Source organism: Alphaproteobacteria bacterium, from assembly GCA_023898745.1.
Lineage (GTDB): Bacteria > Pseudomonadota > Alphaproteobacteria.
In genome coordinates this window covers 334298-353516 of record CP060237.1, presented here as the reverse complement: position 1 = coordinate 353516, position 19219 = coordinate 334298, and the positions used below count along the sequence as shown (strand labels likewise).

16 protein-coding genes and 2 tRNA genes are annotated in these 19219 nt (G+C 39.0%); 9 read left to right on the top strand and 9 right to left on the bottom strand.

From position 1 onward, the window contains the following. Positions 1–209: 209 nt before the first annotated feature. Positions 210–1634, bottom strand: coding sequence for an ABC transporter ATP-binding protein/permease (locus H6850_01765; protein USO02695.1), 1425 nt, complete (start codon positions 1632–1634; stop codon positions 210–212). Positions 1635–1970: 336 nt separating this feature from the next. Here H6850_01765 and H6850_01760 point away from each other — a divergent pair, with 336 nt between their 5' ends. Beyond that, positions 1971–3560 carry a leucine-rich repeat protein gene (locus tag H6850_01760; protein USO02694.1) on the top strand — a complete coding sequence of 530 codons (1590 nt, stop codon included), beginning with the start codon at positions 1971–1973 and terminating at the stop codon, positions 3558–3560. A gap of 89 nt (positions 3561–3649) precedes the next feature. On the opposite strand, the gene H6850_01755 is transcribed toward H6850_01760, so the two are convergent. Next, positions 3650–5869, bottom strand: a complete 2220-nt coding sequence (locus H6850_01755; GenBank protein USO02693.1) for a hypothetical protein — start codon at positions 5867–5869, stop codon at positions 3650–3652. Positions 5870–6135: 266 nt separating this feature from the next. Between H6850_01755 and H6850_01750 the strand changes: the two genes are divergently transcribed. The 4 genes from H6850_01750 to H6850_01735 are packed head-to-tail and all read left to right on the top strand — an operon-like array spanning position 6136 to position 8300. Next, the gene (locus tag H6850_01750; GenBank protein USO02692.1) at positions 6136–6474 is read left to right on the top strand and encodes a hypothetical protein; all 339 of its coding nucleotides are present in this window, start codon (positions 6136–6138) and stop codon (positions 6472–6474) included. Beyond that, positions 6474–6749 (top strand): hypothetical protein, encoded by a 276-nt coding sequence (locus H6850_01745; GenBank protein USO02691.1) that lies wholly within the window; start codon positions 6474–6476, stop codon positions 6747–6749. Before H6850_01750 ends, H6850_01745 begins: the two co-directional genes overlap by 1 nt. Positions 6750–6805: 56 nt before the next feature. Further along, positions 6806–7096: a hypothetical protein gene (locus H6850_01740; protein USO02690.1), complete on the top strand. Its 291-nt coding sequence runs from the start codon at positions 6806–6808 to the stop codon at positions 7094–7096. Next, entirely contained in the window at positions 7074–8300 is a 1227-nt protein-coding gene (locus H6850_01735; protein ID USO02689.1) for a hypothetical protein, read from the top strand. Before H6850_01740 ends, H6850_01735 begins: the two co-directional genes overlap by 23 nt. Here the strand turns inward: H6850_01735 and H6850_01730 are convergent. The 4 genes from H6850_01730 to H6850_01715 all read right to left on the bottom strand — a co-directional run bounded on the left by H6850_01730 (position 8246) and on the right by H6850_01715 (position 10970). Then, a complete protein-coding gene (locus H6850_01730) occupies positions 8246–9451 on the bottom strand; it encodes a hypothetical protein (GenBank protein ID USO02688.1) in 1206 nt (401 codons plus the stop codon). The genes H6850_01735 and H6850_01730 overlap by 55 nt on opposite strands. 326 nt (positions 9452–9777) lie before the next feature. Further along, positions 9778–10302: a hypothetical protein gene (locus H6850_01725; protein USO02687.1), complete on the bottom strand. Its 525-nt coding sequence runs from the start codon at positions 10300–10302 to the stop codon at positions 9778–9780. Positions 10303–10807: 505 nt separating this feature from the next. After that, positions 10808–10884: transfer RNA gene (locus tag H6850_01720), tRNA-Met, on the bottom strand. Between the two features lie 8 nt (positions 10885–10892). Then, positions 10893–10970, bottom strand: a tRNA-Glu gene (locus H6850_01715). 480 nt (positions 10971–11450) lie between these two features. Between H6850_01715 and H6850_01710 the strand changes: the two genes are divergently transcribed. Both H6850_01710 and H6850_01705 read left to right on the top strand, forming a co-directional pair. Further along, complete coding sequence (locus tag H6850_01710; GenBank protein USO02686.1) at positions 11451–12035, top strand: NifU family protein; 585 nt, start codon at positions 11451–11453, stop codon at positions 12033–12035. A gap of 255 nt (positions 12036–12290) precedes the next feature. Then, on the top strand, positions 12291–12593 hold the full coding sequence (locus H6850_01705) for a GIY-YIG nuclease family protein (GenBank protein USO02685.1): 303 nt from the start codon (positions 12291–12293) through the stop codon (positions 12591–12593). 306 nt (positions 12594–12899) lie between these two features. Here H6850_01705 and H6850_01700 read toward each other — a convergent pair whose 3' ends face one another. Then, complete coding sequence (locus tag H6850_01700; GenBank protein ID USO02684.1) at positions 12900–14132, bottom strand: serine hydroxymethyltransferase; 1233 nt, start codon at positions 14130–14132, stop codon at positions 12900–12902. 13 nt (positions 14133–14145) lie between these two features. Here H6850_01700 and H6850_01695 point away from each other — a divergent pair, with 13 nt between their 5' ends. Then, positions 14146–14295: a hypothetical protein gene (locus H6850_01695; protein ID USO02683.1), complete on the top strand. Its 150-nt coding sequence runs from the start codon at positions 14146–14148 to the stop codon at positions 14293–14295. Between the two features lie 135 nt (positions 14296–14430). On the opposite strand, the gene H6850_01690 is transcribed toward H6850_01695, so the two are convergent. Continuing rightward, complete coding sequence (locus tag H6850_01690; GenBank protein USO02682.1) at positions 14431–16335, bottom strand: leucine-rich repeat protein; 1905 nt, start codon at positions 16333–16335, stop codon at positions 14431–14433. A gap of 349 nt (positions 16336–16684) precedes the next feature. Here H6850_01690 and H6850_01685 point away from each other — a divergent pair, with 349 nt between their 5' ends. Continuing rightward, positions 16685–17569, top strand: coding sequence for a hypothetical protein (locus H6850_01685; protein ID USO02681.1), 885 nt, complete (start codon positions 16685–16687; stop codon positions 17567–17569). Positions 17570–17891: 322 nt separating this feature from the next. On the opposite strand, the gene H6850_01680 is transcribed toward H6850_01685, so the two are convergent. Continuing rightward, complete coding sequence (locus H6850_01680; GenBank protein USO02680.1) at positions 17892–19031, bottom strand: ATP-binding protein; 1140 nt, start codon at positions 19029–19031, stop codon at positions 17892–17894. Positions 19032–19219 lie beyond the last annotated feature (188 nt).

Below are 19219 nucleotides of genomic sequence, written 5' to 3'. Positions count from 1 at the left end.
CTCTTGATAACGAGCCGCCGTCATTGCGAGCATTCGTCAGAATGCGTGGCAATCTATGGTGAATCACCACACCTTGCTGCGCAAGGTTCGTGATGACAACTCTGAGGGCGTCATGGCGAGACCCTTTAGGGTCGTGGCCATCCATATGGATCACCACGTCGCTACGCTCCTCGTGATGACGCAATGATAAAGCTCCTCATGATGACGGGTCAACGACCCAAATCAATCACCCGGTCAAAATCTTTCTCCTCAATATCATGAGAAATCACAATCACAGTTTTCACTTTATCAAACAACAATTGCAGAATATCTGCAGCCTGATCTTTGGGTAAAGAGCGCAAAGATTCATCTAAAACAATCGCATCCGGTTTTTCTAATAACGCCCGCGCAATAAGTACTTTGATTTTTTCCCCAACAGATAATTCTTTGCTCAGCATTTTATCCAACGACATATTCAAATAAACTTTTTTCAAGGTATTCTTTAATGTTGCATCAGATGGCGCAGACTCAAGCGCAAAGGTTAAATGAAAGCGCAATGTTTCACTCAACAAAATAGGCTCTTGCTCAATCACAATAAATTTATCTGGTCGTTGCAAAATTCCAATGCTGGGCACAAGCTCTCCAGAAAGTATTTTAATTAAAGTAGATTTTCCTGCACCATTTGGGCCTTTTAATAAAACCTTCTCCCCTTCTTTGATCAACAAATCAAAATCATCAAACACAGGTGTTTCAGCTCCATAGTATCCAAAAGTCAGTTTGCGCACCACAATATCATCGCCAAATAAAATATAAGGTGTTTCATCTTTCAGTCTTAAAAACTGAATAATCTTTTTGAAATCAATAAAGAATTCCGAGATATAAATAAGGGCTGTAAAAAACAAAGAGAATGAGACCATCATGTTGGTGAAATGCGTTTGGATAAATACAAAATCACTTGCTTTAAAATCTTTCATCAACAACGCATTTGTGAAAACAAGAACAATCACAACTGCAATACATAACTCTTTTTTTAAGAAGAAAATGTTCTTAGCAACGTTGCTCACTTGCCACTTTTTGTTTTCTCTTTTCAGTTGATCATTGAGATAATCCTCAAGCTTTTCTTGATACAATGAATTCCAGTTTTTTTGATGCAAAAACTCATGGATCATAACACCTGTTCTATCTGTTGTTTGCCACCCGTCCTCACGTGTTTTGAGGTACACAGTTAACCAGAAAAAGGGTAGGGTGATCATAATCAAACACAACATATATGTCGTGCCATCCAAAAAATCTAACTCATAAAACACCACGCCTGTGATAATCAAACGATATAAAGCAGGGAGAAAATTCAACACACCATGGCGATAAAACATGCGAAACCCTAAGCCGATGCGTCGGATAAATGAAAGCAACTCACCTTCTTTAATGGAGGACTGACCCGAGTGCCATTTTTTGCATAGGTAGAATTGGGTTTTTTGAATCATCGTATTAATGATAGGAAATGATGTAAGATCTAAAAAATACTTGATGCTTTGATGAATCAACATCAACGCACTATACCAAACCACACCCCAAATGATGGCATTTTGCACCGAAGCTTCTAGCAAATTCTTCGCCATTTTTGGCACATAAATGCTGACAGTGATATCCAACATGATGATGAGGAAGAAAAGGATGATTCTTATGATCACAGGCGTGTGATGTGCGCAGGTTTGCCTTATTTTAGGAGAAAGGGTATGGTGGGTTCAAGCACGCCCGTCATGGCGAGCGTTCGTTAGAATGCGTAGCCATCCATCCGTCTTCGCAATTTTGCTAGAAGCAAAATTTAGCTACGACGAGGATTGATCACCACGGGACTTCGTCCCTCGTGATGACGATATCCTCAAGAACGCACTTGCACCTCATAATTTATAAATACAACCCCATTTCCTTGCCTCCCCCCACATCCTCAACCTATAATATTCTCAGACACAAAACATACAATGAATCCTATGCTTTTCTATCACCTCTATGCCTCTAGTGTACCAACCTCTCTAACTACACAACCTGCCATAGTAGATCAAACTGTGCACGCTTCAGCTATTCCTCCTCTAAAGAATGTAGGCTCAACTGATACAATCCTCTGGCGCGCTATGAGTATGAGCAGGGGTGTAACATCTTATCCATTAGCTGTTCTTTTTCATCAAAACGGACTGTATCATTTGATTGATAATACGTTTGATTTTAACTTGGTCAAAGAAGGTACACGCAACCACATAGATGCATTACAAGATATGCATAAAATTCTCTCCATACTTGCAGGTCAAAAAGATCAAACACTATCTCAATACTTAAACCTTCCTTATGCATGGGTTCATAAAGGCGGAAGCTTTGATTCTATTCTACAACAACATAAAGATCAAACACATCTTGTGCCTATGTCTAAAGTAAAGTCTCAAAGTCCTTATGTACAAAGAATGCAAGTGATCTTATCTACAAAATTCTCAGAGTATGAACTGTATATCAAGGAACAAGCTTATACAGAACAAAATGTGTTAGAAGACTATGCAAAAGGATTTTGTAAGTCACATAAAGAATATAAAGCTTTTTCTGAGATTGAGTGGAACCAAGACGAAAACCAAGCAGCAGGTGTCAATAGGTTTGGTCTAGAAGGTGTAAGGTATCTTATTGTGCAACCCACAGAGTTAACAGCAGAAAACATTAAGAAGCTTGAAGAACTTCTGAGAACCTGTGAAGATATTAACATTCTTGTTCACATTCAAGATGAAGTTTTAACGCAAGGATCTCATCTTCCTGAGTCAGATTTAACATTCATATTCGCAGGAAATGTGAAAGAGATAGGTGAACACGCTTTTAAAGACAAAACACTTGGGTCTAAGGTGGATTTATCATATGTGAAGAGGATAGGAAGGGGGGCGTTTATGGGATCAGTCCTCAAGAAAGGATTAAAACTGGCAGATGATGTTGTGTTGGAAGAGGACGTATTTGCGGAAACAACATTTGAAGAAGACGTAGATTTATCGAATGTGAAGAGGATAAGAAGGGGGGCGTTTATGAGATCAGTCCTCAAGAAAGGATTAAAACTGGCAGATGATGTTGTGTTGGAAGTGTCGGTATTTGGGCAAACAACATTTAAAGAGGATGTGGACTTATCGAATGTCAAGACGATAGGAAGCGAGGTGTTTGTGAGATCAGTCTTCAAGAAAGGATTAAAACTGGCAGATGATGTTGTGTTGAAAAAATACGCATTTGTGCAAACAACATTTAAAGAAGATGTGAATTTATCGAATGTGAAGACGATAGGAGAAAGGGTATTTTTCCAGCCAAACTTCGAGAAGGGGTTAAAATTTGGCACGAGTCTTACGATACAAGCAGAGGCTTTTAAAGACGCCATCTTTCCAGATGATTATCTAAATCAAAAGCATCTTAAATCAACTGATGTTACGATAGATCCTAAAGCTTTTGGTACACCAAAGACGAAAATCACAATTGAGTTTGAGGATGTGATACTTGAATTTACAAAAGATGGGGTGAAGCAGGTTACAAAACCCGTCGTCATCCTGAATGAGCAAAGCGAATGAAGGAGCTTCTTGAGACAGGTGAGATACGATCCTTCGCCTTCGGCTCAGGATGACGGGGTATAAATTCGCAGGATAATAGAATATAATTCTCAGGATGATGGTGTGTGTTGTGCCTCATAATTCTCATAATGATTCACATCATCCAACGCAATCACATAGATACACCGCTTCAACTCTGCTGTTGATTTGACAGCACCCAAAAGATACTTTTGATAATCTGCATCTGACTCGTCTGTTTTTGCAGCACGTAATGGCACAAACACCAAATCAGAATTTTGCAAAAACTGTGGCGCATCTGACATACGCTTTACAACGACCACTTCAATATCTGCTTTAATACGATTCACACGTATAAAATTCTCAAGATATGTTTCAACCGCTTCAGCACTTTCTTTGGATTCGCTGAAATGATAAAACTTCACTTTACGATTAAAATCCTGACACGTGTTTTGAATGGTTGATAAGAAATTCAAACTCAAATCGATACTATCACGCGCTTTAGAATCCCACCATAAGCTGATGTTTAAATCTGGATCATCCAGAGAAAACTCTGACGCTGCAGGTTCTTTATAAAACAAAACATTCTTCTGACGTTTTTGGCAAACTTGTACGATTTTATAGTCCAGTTTGCTCAGCTTATCACCTTCAATTAATCTCACCACCGTGTTCGGTTTTATTGGCCCTATGCCATAAGCTTGTATATACGATAACAAATCCTCATCTTCTTCAGGTGTCACAATTTCTGCCAAACAATTGAGCTCATGTTTTTTGATAAAACTCTTCATGGAGGATTTAAGATATAAAAGTTTTTCTTTGTTTTGCCATGTCTCTGGCGCAACGGTTAGAAGTGAACATAAGCCTCCGGATTTTGCCAATGTATCAATAAAGTAAATCATATTTTTATCATCTTGAAGACTTTCATTAATAATCAAAAATTGTGGCACCCATGAGCTTTGATTTGTTTCAGATTCAGACAATTGATTCATCAATTGCTTCATCAAATAAAATTTAAAATTCGAGCGTAAATCATGCGAGTCTTTTTTATAGCTAATCTGACTCATCACAAAATATAATCCCAACATAATCAGGATAATCGAAAATCCTAACCCCGCATTAATCAAGAAAATCCCAATAAAACAAAAGATGCTACACATTAATGGCAACAACGCTGGAATACGGAAAACAGGGCGCCAAATAGGTTTATTAATCGTAAGATTGATCAAAGCAATTAAATTGATGCACCCAAAATTGATGAGATAAACTGTGGCAAAAATAGGTAAGAAATAATCAATAGAATATGTCACAAACAGTGTCAGAAAAACAATCAACAAAGGAATAATGAGTTTTTTGTAAGATTGGGCAAAACTTGCAACCCATAAACGCCCAGAGTTTAATGAAATCACATCCACAATAATTCTCGTCGCATTCTTTAAGCTGGTATATTGATTAATCGTAATAACAGAAAACAGATACATAAAAATAAAAATAGGATAGGGTGTATTTTTAACAATTGCTAAAGAATGACTCACAGCAAAAGCTTTCGGAACATAGGCCGAATAGAAATTCAAAAAAAGGATGCATAAAAATCCAACAAGTGCCAAAGAAATAACTGTTTCTAAAACCTTGCGATAAATCGTTTTTTTAAAAATAGCCATGCTTTCAAATGCACTCTTAGAAAATTCAATTGTGAAGTTTGTCACAACAGGGAAAAACAAAGCAAACGTTGTCCAAAACGAAAACTTTTGATGCGCCAAAACAGTAAAAGATTCATACGCATCAGATGTTGGGTAATGCGCTTTAGCAATCATAGCAATGCTGACAATAAACAGCCCCAGTGTAAAAAAATGAATCGTGTTTTTATATTTATTGAAAATAATGGCACACACATTTAATCCGATAATTACAACTGGAAAAAACAATTTTAAATAATATTGATTCAACAAATCTGATAACAGAATTTTAAAAATCCGAAACCCCAAAACGATACTCAAAACTTCAGACACAAGAAGTAATGCACTTAATGCGACGCATATTTCCTTGCCTAGGGATTTGTTGATAATATCGATGAGGTTCAACTCACGCTCGAAAGAGTAACTTGAATACACCATCAACTTAGAAAGCGTTGTAATTAAGACGATGAAAAACGCTAACCCAATGGAGAGTAAAATTGTTGAATAAGAAGAGTATGCATAAATCGCACTAAATGAAATGAGCAACAAAATGGCTGTGGAATAAAACACATCAGGAAGAATGATATAAAACAAAGATTTTTTGATTTGATTTAACAGTGCGGAAAACTCTTTGAGCATAGAAGGGATGAATGATACCTATCTACTGAATGCTACTATAGGTTGGGTTAGGATGCTACTTTTGACCTACCCTCGCAAGGGATAAAAAAGTCTCGCCATCACGAACCTTGTGAAACAAGGTGTGGCGATCCAATGGATGGCCACGCTTCGCTCGCCATGACGGAAGCGCGTCATCACGAGGAGCGCAGCGACGTGGTGATCTATAAATGATGACCCATTCAAAATTTTATGGTAGAATGAACTTAGAAAGCTAAGCACGTAATATCATGACAGAGCAAGGTTGTGCATGTTGTCCAGCTCTAGAAGGTCAAGATCCATGTAATGCGCTTGTTGCAGGTGTGTTTCCTGCAATTGTGCTTGTTGTGATTGGTGGAATTTTCACACATGTCATTTTAAAATATCTCCCTGAAACACGCACTTTCATTCCTAAGTGGGCGCAGTTTTTGGTGCGGTTTGTTGTGCAAGTAGCTGTGGGATATATGATTCAAAACTATGGATGTGTACGCAATATGTGGAAAGTACCTACAACAAATGGGATTCTTGCAAGCATCTTCTTCATGGTGTTTGCGCCACTCTTGTTACCAATTGTTTTAAGAGCATTGTAATGTCAAAGTGTTATCAATTTGTATTTTGGAAAATATGCCCCATCATTTTGATTGTATTTATCAGTATGTTGATTAAATACATTGGCAAAATCCTTGACCTCGCCTTACAGAAAGCTTCAAAGTATACAACACTATCTTGGTTTGTAGCCTTTGCTGCATCTTTGGGGATTGGCGCTGCTATTCAAAAATATCTGGGGATACGGAACATGTGGAAAAGCCCTTTGGCAAAGAAGGAAGCTTCTGGTTCAGGAACATCCTTGAGTAGTTTGGTGTGATACTGCGCACCCTTAAATGTGCTAGAATGAGACTATAAAATTTTATCCGATACAATTTGTATTTTTATTTTATTTGGCCAACGCAACAAGAAGCGCAAACTAGATTTGAAAAACAGTCTTTCGCTCTAATCAAATTATCTTGGGAGCTGCAAAGGCAAGAAGCCGATTTAAGTGAAGAATTACAAAAAAGAGAGTCTAAAGAATCGAAAAAGAAACAAAATGGTCAAAGGATGAGTGCAGACTATGATATCACTAAGACAGCGCAATTAGACAAACTGCGAAAAAAAATTCAAAAAGCAAATGAAACGTTAGACAATCTTATGAATGCACACAAACAGAAAAAATAAGCTCTTGATTATCACAGGCCCAACTGCATCCGGAAAGACAGATCTGGCTTTGAAAAAGGCTAAGGAGCTAGGCGCGTGTATTATTAATGCGGATGCATTGCAGCTGTATAAGGATTTGCCAACGCTAACTGCCCGTCCACTTGAAACGGAGGGTGTGCCACATTATTTGTTTGGTATTTTGGAGCCATATGAAAAAATGAATGTAGCACGATGGTTGAATTTAGTGAATGAGATACTAAATGCAGAGTTGTCATCACGAGGAGCGCACGATCTAACGTCATCACGAGGGACGCAATCCCGTGGTGATTCAGAATGGATGGCCACACCGCCTTCGTTAAAGCTACGGCGCGCTCGCCATGACGACTACATACTCACAGGCGGTACAGCCTTCTACATCAAGACCTTTCTCCAAGGGGGGCTTTCAGAAATACCAGATATACCTAAAAACATAGAGGATTATGTACGTGGATTAGATAAAGACGCAGTGTATCAAGAAATCCTCAAACATGATCCGGAAATTTTGAATCATGTACATCGTAACAACACACATAAATTAATGCGCGCGCTGGCTGTGAAATTGGCAACGGGGAAGTCGATAAGAGATTGGCGAAGCGGCGCTTTTGCATCACAAGGAGTGCACGATACAACGTCATCACGAGAGGCTCACGGTACAACGTCATCACGAGGGACGAAGTCCCGTGGTGATCCAATGGATGACCACGCTTCGCTCGCTATGACGGAAGCGCGTCATCACGAGGAGCGTAATATATTACGTCATCACGAGGCGCGAAGCGACGTGGTGATCCATAATAGATTGCCACGCGTTCTTGCGAATGCTCGCAATGACGGAGCTGTGGCACCCGCAATAACAGTTATCAACATGAATAAAGAAGAGTTAAACCAACGCATCCGCGCCCGCACACATCAAATGCTCGAAAGTGGTGCGATTGATGAAGTTGCAGATTTATTAAAACGTTACCCAAATCTCCTAGAACTTCCTATTACAAAAGTGATTGGCGTGAAAGAAATTGTGGCATATCTTAATGGTGAGATGACATATGATGAGATGTGTTTAAAAATCCAAACACTTACGATTCAATACGCGAAACGCCAGCGAACTTTTATGCGTACACTGCCTTCCTGCATGCATTACCCCAACCCACAAAATCTCACAATATCATCAATCAAACTACGTGGATCATAAGGCAAATGATGTCCAACACCTTGCAAATATTGAACTTTCACCAAATTCTTATTGCGTACACGCTGCATAAAGGATGTATCATGTCCACCTTGGATACGATTATCAAGAGCGCCAAAAATAAAAAATACTTTGTGCTCTAAGTAACTTTGTTGTTCCAAAATATCGTAAATTGTATCACCTACAATGCCCTTGAATTCATAAGTTGGTGTGTGCAAAAAGATATAATGATCAAACCAATTTTCACTGGTTTTGTCTTGCACGATAAATTGTCCAACCAATCCCCCAAAACTCATGCCGATAAAAATCTTAGGCACGCCCTTAGCTTGTGGACAGATATCAGGAAAATAATTGAGAAAATTCTTGATTTCACGTTTGATTAAGCTCATTTCACCAATATAAAATGCCTGATGTTTTAACGCTAAACGATTGCCTTTTTGAACCACAAAAGGATCATCAGAATAATACGTATTAAACGGATCTCGAATTTGCACGCGACAATCAGCAAGTCTCAGTGTTACAACAGCAATGCCGCGCTTAAGAAAGCCACGGAAAAACCGTTTGTACAATGTGATAGTATTATATTCTTTAGAGGCGGGAACATCAGATGATGCAACATAAATAGGATAATAAAAACGGTCCAATCCGCCACCATAAATATCAAACACCACACCTTTGATGCGCCCTTCTGGTAGATAAATGCGATAGTGTGTTCTGTCGTCATAAGATATGTTGGAAGATGATTGAATAGAGAAAGGCACGCGCGGTCCCTGCGTAACTTGCAATTCTTCTGCACTATAATCCACAAAATATGGGAAACCAACTTTTGTTTTAACAGTGTTAGTTTTTGTTGGTGACACTGTTGGATCATGGTAAACGAGTTGACACATTTCACTACGCTTAAATTCTTGCACTTTTTCTGTTAGGTCTTTTCTCGTAAGACCGTTGCGACTTAACGCAGCATCAAGATTTGAAAGATACGTGTTGGCGTAGTTGCCTTCCAATGTAAGAATGACAATATCTTTAATGTGCACGTTAAGATTATTAGAGCCATTTTGAGAGATCTTCTCAATCACAACACCATCATCAAGTGTAAGTTCAGACGTTGCTGGATAAGATTGAGTGCTGGAAAATGCAAAAAGAGATAAGAACAAGAGCGCTGCCTCCTTCATTTTGTGGTGTCATCATCATGAGGCAAGGTGTTACGTCATCACGAGGCGCATAGCGACGCGGTGATCCACATAAGGGTCCACCTACGCTCTTTGAGCTTCGGCGAGACATTCGCTCCGCACGCTTCGACTTGATAAATCTCGTCGAAGCTAAATTTTGCCAAAGGCAAAATTGCGAAGACGGATGGATGGCTACGCTCCGCTCGCCATGACGAAATATCTCCATCCCGGAATGACATGTTTAATGAGGCAGATCTTATACCTACATTATATAATGAAAATGGAATTGCTTCAATACGGAGAAGTTGCGTTCAGTTTATCCAAGGCTCTTTATATCCTTTTGCTTTGAGATCTTTCCATAAACTATAAGATTCTATATATTCCATAACTACAGTTTTAAAATAATCCTTTGTTTTTTCATCCCCTCCCCAAGAGGCTTCAACAAACTTTTCTGCCAAATCTATTTCGCCATTAATAATTAAATTAATAGTGATGCGTAGATTTTCTTGAACTGTAGGCATAGCAAGCACTTCCAGCTGCGATCCACCTTGTGCGTTTTGTTTGAAATCGATTTTTGTCTTTGATGCATAATCTAAAATATTTTCTTTATTTATAATTTTTATAATTCCCCAGCTTTTTAGAGGGTTATCAAAAAGATTAAGATATTCAAAAGCAGGTTTAAAGCTACTGTCTGCTGATTTTTTATAAAAGGCAGATATACGTGGACAGGCCGCTTCACAGATAAACCCAGATTTTGAGTATAAGCGTTCTCTTGTTTCAACTAACGCACCCTCATTTTTATGTATTATTTCAGCGTCCTCTAAGCAATCTTGCACATGAAATACTCTTTTTAATTCTGGTGTAAGCTCATAAATAATGTAGCCATTGCTCGGTCCATTTCCCCCTGAGTAAAGTGTTAAACATAAATAGGGGCGTTCAGTTGTGTCGCCTACAAATTTTATATAGCCTAAGAAATCTATGTGAACATGCCAGCTGTTTTTGATTGTTGTAACGACACGGTTACCTTTTTTGATGATAATGTAACTTCCATTATTTAGATCATTTTCATCAGTTTTAATTTCAAGAATTTCATAATCGAAAAGCGTTTGTTTTTTTAATCACCATTTCTTTAGGGTTTATTGTATCAATAATTTCTTGGCAAAAGATCCATTGAACAAACATTCATAGACTGTATTGGAGTAATGATATGGGATTTTTGCACGATTAATTAAAATATACAAACAGCATAAAGTATGCTGCCCCTAAAGAAAATCTGTTTATGATATAAGGTTTCTCGCATAGCTAGCATAAGATAATCAGAGAAAATATGATCAAAATAGTTGGTAGCGAAGGAGGGACTCGAACCCCCGACACACGGATTATGATTCCGTTGCTCTAACCAACTGAGCTACTTCGCCAAATAAGATGGCATCTCCAACGGGATTCGAACCCGTGTTTTCACCTTGAAAGGGTGGTGTCCTAGGCCAGGCTAGACGATGGAGACACTCTCTTATTTTGTAGCAAGTTTATGGGGGAAAAGCAAGGTGGAGGTAGAGAATATCGTCATCACGAGGCATGTATAATTTATCGTCATCACGAGGAGCGAAGTCCCGTGTTGATCCATATAGAGGCCACGACCCTAAAAGGGTCTCGCCATGACGGTGTTTTGCAGACCGTCATCACGAGGGACATAATACATTACGTCATCACGAGGGACGTGCAACTTATCGTCATCACGAGGGACATAGTCCCGTGGTGATCCATGGAGGTAGCCCGCCTACGCTCTTTGAGTTTCGGCAAGACATCCACTCCGCACGCTCCGACTCGACCAATCTCGTCGTAACTATCCGCCGTCGCCCAAAGGGCTATGACGAGATGCGAAGACGGAGGGATAGCCACGGATCTCAGCTCCTCGCCATGACAATTCTGTACAACCCTCCTAGACTCTGGCATGATAATAGTGACAAAAAAATAAACTAACACCATGAAAATCAATGTTTGCGAGACCCCCAACCCACTCAGCATAAAATTTATGCCAGAATCTGCAAGCATTTACCCTCTAGGTATGGAACCAAGTCGCACATTTTTTATCATGGGTGATGCATGCTTAACCTCTCCTTTTGCTAAAGAGGTTTTAGCAATCCAAGGTATTCAAGGTGTGTTTTTGGGTAGAGATTTCATTACAGTGACAAAGACACCCCAATATGAGTGGGATGATTTGAAGCGTCAAACGTTGGAAATTATCGAGCGCTATATCAAAGACAAAAAACCATTCTTTATTGTGTCAGAGACTAAAATCAAAGAACCAACAGACAAAGATTTGGGCGTGGAAAAACAAATCAAAGAAGTTATCAATACGCGTGTACGCCCATTTGTTCAGCAAGATGGCGGGGATATTTCGTTAGAGTCATTCAGAGATGGTGTTGTGTATGTGCGCATGTTGGGCGCTTGCTCTGGCTGCCCAAGCGCTTTTGTGACGCTTAAAGGTGGGATCGAACGATTACTCCAACACTATGTGCCTGAGGTTAAGTCTGTTGAGGCTGTTACGCCGGGGTATACGCCTGCATAGTTTATGCCGTCATCACGAGGGGGTGTATAATTTACCGTCATCACGAGGGACGTGTAATTTATCGTCATCACGAGGAGCGTAATATATTACGTCATCACGAGGGACGAAGTCCCGTGGTGATCCATCATGGATTGCCACACTCTCTTCGAGAGCTCGCAATGACGTTGTTCCACAGGCCGTCATCACGAGGGACGAAGTCCCGTGGTGATCCATTAATCAATTATTAACCCTCTCCATGTAACCATGAAATAAAACATGTCATATGAAAAATATCCTTGCGTTTATATTGTAGCAAGTAAAAAATATGGAACTTTATATACAGGTGTTACATCAAACTTAGTTAAAAGGATATATGAACATAGAAATAAATTATGCTCTGGATTTACACAGAAATATGCGTGTAAGTTTCTTGTATTTTATGAGTTACATCATGAAATGGAGTTTGCAATTTTAAGAGAAAAGCAAATTAAGAAAGGATCTAGAAAGAAAAAGATTCAGCTTATTGAAAGCATGAATCCGAATTGGGTGGATTTGTATATGTCTATATGTGGATTTTGATGGATCACCACGGTTTGCTTCGCAAACCTCGTGATGACGCACTTCCGTCATTGCGAGCTCTCGAAGAGAGTGTGGCAATCCATGATGGATCACCACGGGACTTCGTCCCTCGTGATGACGGTAAATTATACGCGCCTCATGATGACGTTATGCACAGAACCTCGTCATGGCGAGACCCTTTAGGGTCGTGGCCATCCATATGGATCACCACATCTCGCCTTCGCTAAAGCTACGGCGGATTCGTGATGACGATAAGTTGCACGTCCCTCGTGATGACGAAATTTAGATGCAGGTTCGTGATGACGATTAAGCCAATAAACTCTTCACACCCTCACGAATATCTTTCTTCAAATCAATCGCTTCATGCATCAAATCTGCCAATATTTCAAACTCACGCTCTTTAAAGCCAAGTGTTGTCATTGCAGGCGTTCCAACACGAATACCAGATGTCACCATAGGTGGATTTGGATCATTCGGGATGGTGTTTTTGTTGCAAGCAATGTTCATACGCTCTAACAAATCAGATGCATCATGTCCTGTAATACCTTTGCTGCGAAGATCCAACAACAACAAGTGTGTATCTGTTCCACCTGTGATCAAATCAAATCCATGATGCTGCAAGCGTTCACCAAATGCTTTGGTATTTGCTACAACTTGATTAATGTATGTTTTAAATTCAGGTTGCAAGTTTTCTCCAAAACCAACAGCTTTTGCCGCAATAATATGCATCAATGGCCCGCCTTGCATACCAGGGAAAATTGCACGATTCACTTTTTTCATGATCTCTTCATTGTTGCTCATCACAATTCCACCACGCGTACCACGCAATGTTTTATGTGTTGTTGATGTAATAACATCCGCATACGGAACAGGGGAAGAGTGTGCACCTGTAGCAATTAATCCAGCAATGTGTGCAATATCAGCCATAAAATATGCACCAACTTTATCTGCAATTTCTCTGAATTTTGCAAAATCGATATTGCGTGGATATGCTGAACCACCTGCAATGATAATTTTTGGTTTGTGTTGTTGTGCAGATTTCAACACATCATCATAATCAATCAAATGTGTATCAGGGTCTACACCATAACTGACCGCATTAAACCAAGATCCTGCGATGTTCATTTTATGACCATGTGTTAAGTGCCCACCACTGTCTAACTTCAAGCCCATAATTGTGTCACCTGGATTAATCAAAGCAAAAAATGCACCTACGTTAGCATTAGAGCCAGAGTGTGGTTGCACATTGACATATTTTACGTTGAAAAGTTTTTTCAAACGCTCAATCGCTAAAGTTTCAATCTCATCTACAAATTCACAACCACCGTAATATCTACGTCCTGGATATCCCTCTGCATATTTGTTGGTGAGAATTGAGCCAGCTGCTCTCATAACATTTTCTGAAACGTAGTTTTCAGACGCAATCAATTCAATGTGATTTTGTTGACGCTGACGCTCTTTTTCTATGATATCAAAAATCAGGTCATTGCTTTTATTTTCAAACGTTTGCGACACGGTCGCGATCTTTTGTGCTGTCATTTATTTTGGTTTTTTGCATGATATTTTATTTAACATCAAAAGCGAAAATGTTGCAATTAAAACTGTGGGAATTTTAGAAATATGTGGCATGATATTTGCGAAAATGCACCATGCTGTGATGGATAATCCGCCAGGTGGTGGTGGATTATCATATATCCAATGACAGCGACACAAAGGAATTGTTTATATCAAGGCAGAGGTAAAATTTATGATGAATCAAGAAATGTTGAAGTTGGATTTTTGAATCTCTGCGCTATTGAGAAAACTCTCAACTCACTTCATCCCTTCCTAACAAAGATTAATCTTTTGTAATTCGCTTCATTCCATCTTTTGTAAACTCGAGAATTGCGTCTTTAAACACAAGTTTAATGACTTTACCTTCTGGTAAATCACCAAACGCTTTATGATGTATTGTAACATCAGAAACATTTAAGTGCGTTTGTTCTACTATATCTGGGAAGTATTTTACACCTTCGAAAGCGCCTTGCTCTACCTTTGTATTTTTTGCGAATTTAATGCTCCTAAACACACGCTGTACAAAACTGCTACCGCTAGATCCAAGCGCCTGAGAAACCGAGTCTTGATCATCTGAAAAGCGAGCCCCATGAAACGCCCCTTGCTCTATAACAACACCAAAAGGAAGTATCAAAAGTTTGTGAAAAGTAGATCCCGTAAAAGTGCCTTGCCTTATTTTGGAATTTCTCCATGTTGATAAGTCTAAGACCACCTCAAATGTTTTATTTGAGAAATTAGCATTTTCCTCTAAAGGGGCTGGTGTTAAAGTTGTGATTTGCCTCATTCCATCTTTTGTAAACTTGAGAATTGCGTCTTTAAACACAAGTTTAATAACTTTACCTTCTGGTAAATCACCAAACGCTTTATGATGTATTGTAACATCAGTGAATTTAAGATGTGTTTGATCAAGATGATTATCCGGAAACGTCGCATTTAGAAAAGCATATTCATCTATCGTTGTGCCTTTTGCGAATTTTAATCCTTTCTTGAATTGTGCGTATTGAAATGACAATCTTTTTATCGTCTTCACATTCGATAAATCCACATCCTCTTCAAATGTTGCTCGTTCAAATACGCGTTCTTCTATCACAACACCATCTGCTAGTTTTAACCCTTTCTTGAAGGTCGCTCCTAAAAATACCCCTTTTTCTATCGTCTTCACATTCGATAAATCTAACTTAGACCCAAGTGTTTTATTTTCGAAAGCAAGTATACCTATCTCCTTCACATTCCCTGTTAATACAAATGTTGAGTCTGTTGCAGGAAGGTCAAATCCTTGCATTAAAACTTTATTTTTACAGTGTATAGTAAATGTTACATCGGGACATTCTTTAGACACAGTTTCAATTTCAACTTTGTGATCTTGGAGAGCTTGTGGAGTTACAAGGATATAAGAGTTTGGTTTTAAACCAAATACTCTATCATGTTGGTTTGGATCATTTTTAGTCCAGTCAATCTCACCAAGTGTTTTATAGTCATCTGTATATTTTTGACAAAACTTTTGCGCCACTTCTTCAAGATGCTCCCTATGAACATACAACGCATCACCAGGAAACTTATGAGCTAAGATCATTTGCATCTTGCGCACCACGGGATCATCTTTTGTTAGGGTATTGATATCAATAAAATTATCTTGTGTAGCAAAAAAAGCTGAGGATGAACCCTCTTTACGAGCCCAGAAGAAGGGAAGGTCTCTCACAAGACTATCTTTAAACTCTCTTTTCATTCCATCTGTTGAGTGTTGAGTGAAAGTCTGGAGCAAGACTGTTAATTCTTTTAATGTCAGGCCTTCTAAAAACTTATCAAATCTTTTATGCCTTTTTGCATAGAATAAAGACCAATAGACCAATTTACAGTACTCTGCTTTAGAAAATAGCATGGCCATAGCAGAAGGTGCTGTTGCCTCACTTTGTGGAGACCTTATAAAAGGTAAAACATTTTCCAATAGACGTAATCCCTGTGTCATCCTATCGTCATGCGGTTGTAAAAAGCCTTCAAACGAAACTGTTAAAGCATCTAACGCAGATGAAGCCGCTGCAGCAGCTGCACCAACGAGAGCCTCACATCCTTCTTGTAGACCCAAATCCACTTGTTCTTGACCTTGGGAGTGTTGCCCAGAAAGCACGGTAGGTGAATGCGCATAGGTTGCCTTTGTAGGAGGTGTTGCATTTAGATGATAAATCAGCATGTATTTTGATATATAATTTAGGCTTTGGCTTAACTATAGGGAGAAAAAAAGGAAAGAGCAAGGAGGGAGGGTGTTGTTACCTTGTGAATCAAGAGATGTTGAGGTTGGATTTTTGAATCTCTGCGTTATTGAAAAAACTCTCAACTCACTTCATCTCTTCCTAACAAAGATTAATCTTTCGCAATAGATGCAAAGCTAAATTTACAAGATGTTTTTTCAGTCTAATATGTACGTGGACTAGAACAGAATCATGTGACTTGTGCACTTAAGTCAATTTACAAACGCTATACTTCGTTATACTCATCATTTATGGTACATTAAAGTATGACCTGGCGTTAAAAATCAGCTAATGTCTTTTGCACTTTCTCTCGAGTTCACAACCAAAGGCTGCCTCCTTGATAATCAGGTTTTAACCGGCAATATCATTTCTGGTTTAATTAAAGGCAGCGACTCTGTTGAAGCACTAGTTGATAATGTGTCTACGCCCATTCATCTGCAAAGCGGCGAGTTATTTATTGTTGATATTTCAAGTTTAACACTGACACAAGGCATTCATACACTCAAAATCCAAAGCACAAATCCTGATAATCCTTTCGATACTTTTTCTTGTGAGGCATATATTCTAGTATTTGATGATCAAAAGATTGTGGTGAATGAACTGGATTGCAAGAAATTGCTTAAGTTCTTTGAAGCGCAGCCTGCAAAAATCGTAGGTATTATAATTGGGTTTGTCACATCACACCTTAACCTTACCTCACCATGCAATTGCATCAAGCCGTTATTATTAGACGGATTATCCTTGAAAAAATTTGGTGGCATTTACGGATATGCCGTGAAAGTTTTAGAAAGTGAAGGCAAACGCATCATTAAATCCTTTAAGGATTTTCATGAGGATTTTATGTGTTTAGGTATCCAAAGAGAATGGTTATCACCCCTTTATTGCCAACTAATGGAAATCTTGGATTTTCCCCGCACGAAAGATATTTGCGTGCAAACAGAATGTAAGCTTTCGATTGATTTATCTAAAATTGTTTCCAACCATAAGAGTGACTTTACATATGAATTGGTTGGCTTGGATATTACAGGTGAGGCGTGCGTGAAAGGCACATGCTTGCTTTACACCCCACCTCCACAATCGTTGTTTTCCATTTATCTGGTTGGATATATCACGTATAAAGTGACAAATGGACAAGGGAAATCAAGTGAGGGCACGGTTACGATTAAGATGGTGTGATTGTCACACGGACCACCTTATCACTAGCGGACAACCTACTGTCATCACGAGGAGCGAAGCGACGTGGTGATCTGATTCATCCCCACGAATTTTCTAAAATCCAAAAAGTCTTAAACGCTTAACCATGCAAGCTTTTATTCTAGAAAAATTGATAGAAAAATATAAGGACGGCGACCGTCATGGCGAGCGCGCCGTAGCTTTAGCGAAGGCGGCGTAGCCATCCATGTTTTTCTAGATCACCACGCCTTGCTACGCAAGGCTCGTGATGACGTCTGCGCATATTTAATTCGTGGGGATGAATCAGCTCGCAATGACACTTCTCTTACATCAAAATGGACTGAACATTCCTCCAAGATACAACGCCCTTTGGTAAATCCTCTTCTCCCGCATACACCAAGTGACTTCTCGATCCTTGAGATAGCGTTTTAAAATAATTCAACTCTTTGAAAAACTCCTGACGAAATGTTTGGCTCGCTTTTATTTCTATCGGCACCAATTCATCCCCTGCTTCAAAAACCACATCGACTTCATGCCCCGCACTATCGCGCCAAAAGTAAAGATTATGAGTTTTTAACTGATTCCATCTCGTCTTGATCAGTTCTGTCACAACAAAATTCTCAAACAATCGCCCTTTGAGATTGTGTTCTGGTGTTATCTCCTCTACATCAAGCAATGCACCCGCAAGCCCTGTATCATAAAAATATAACTTAGGCTGTTTAACTAAACGCTTGTTAAAATTTTTGAAATGCGGCATAAGCGTAAACGCAATATAACTTGTTTTCAAAAGCGAGAGCCAATTTTTTGCTGTGTTTTGAGAAACGCCACACTCTAAAGCTAAAGCAGATACATTCAACAACTGTCCTACTCTCATAGCACATAGCTTCATAAATTTCTGAAATGTATCCAAATTTTCTATATTCTTAATTTGCCTCACATCTCTTTCTACATACGTTTGAATGTAGGATTTGTAAAAAAGCGACGATTCAATATTGGCATTATAGATCCGTGGGTAAAATCCTTTAACAAGCAGCTCATAAGGACTAGCTATAGAAATTTCAGTTTGAATTTCATGATAACTCAATGGCAACAGCTCAACAACACCAACGCGCCCAGCTAAAGACTGCGTGATATTCTCCATCATCAGAAAATTCTGCGACCCTGTTAAAATAAACTCTCCTGGCGTATCTTTTTGATCTACACGCACTTGTATATATGAGAATAATTCTGGCACATATTGCGCTTCATCAATAATTGCACCGTCTTTATAAAAAGATAAAAATTCTTTTGGATCGCTTTTTGCTAATTGCCTCGGACCCAACTCTTCAAGATTCACATAAAGTTTATCAGGAAATAAAGTTTTTGCTAACGTTGTTTTGCCTGATTGCCGAGGTCCTGTTATCGTGATAACCGGAAACTGCCTCGCAAGTTTTTTAATATGATCGGCAATATCGCGCTTAAACATATGAATATACAAGACTTTTTTTTATTTTAACTAACAGGTTTGTAATTTTGCAATATAGACTGATGAAAATTCTGCATTCAGAATGCAGAATTGCAAGAATTAGGTCGTCATCACGAGGAGCGAAGTGACGTGGTGATCCATGGATTGCCACGCCGCCTTCGCTAAAGCTACGGCGAGCTCGCAATGAC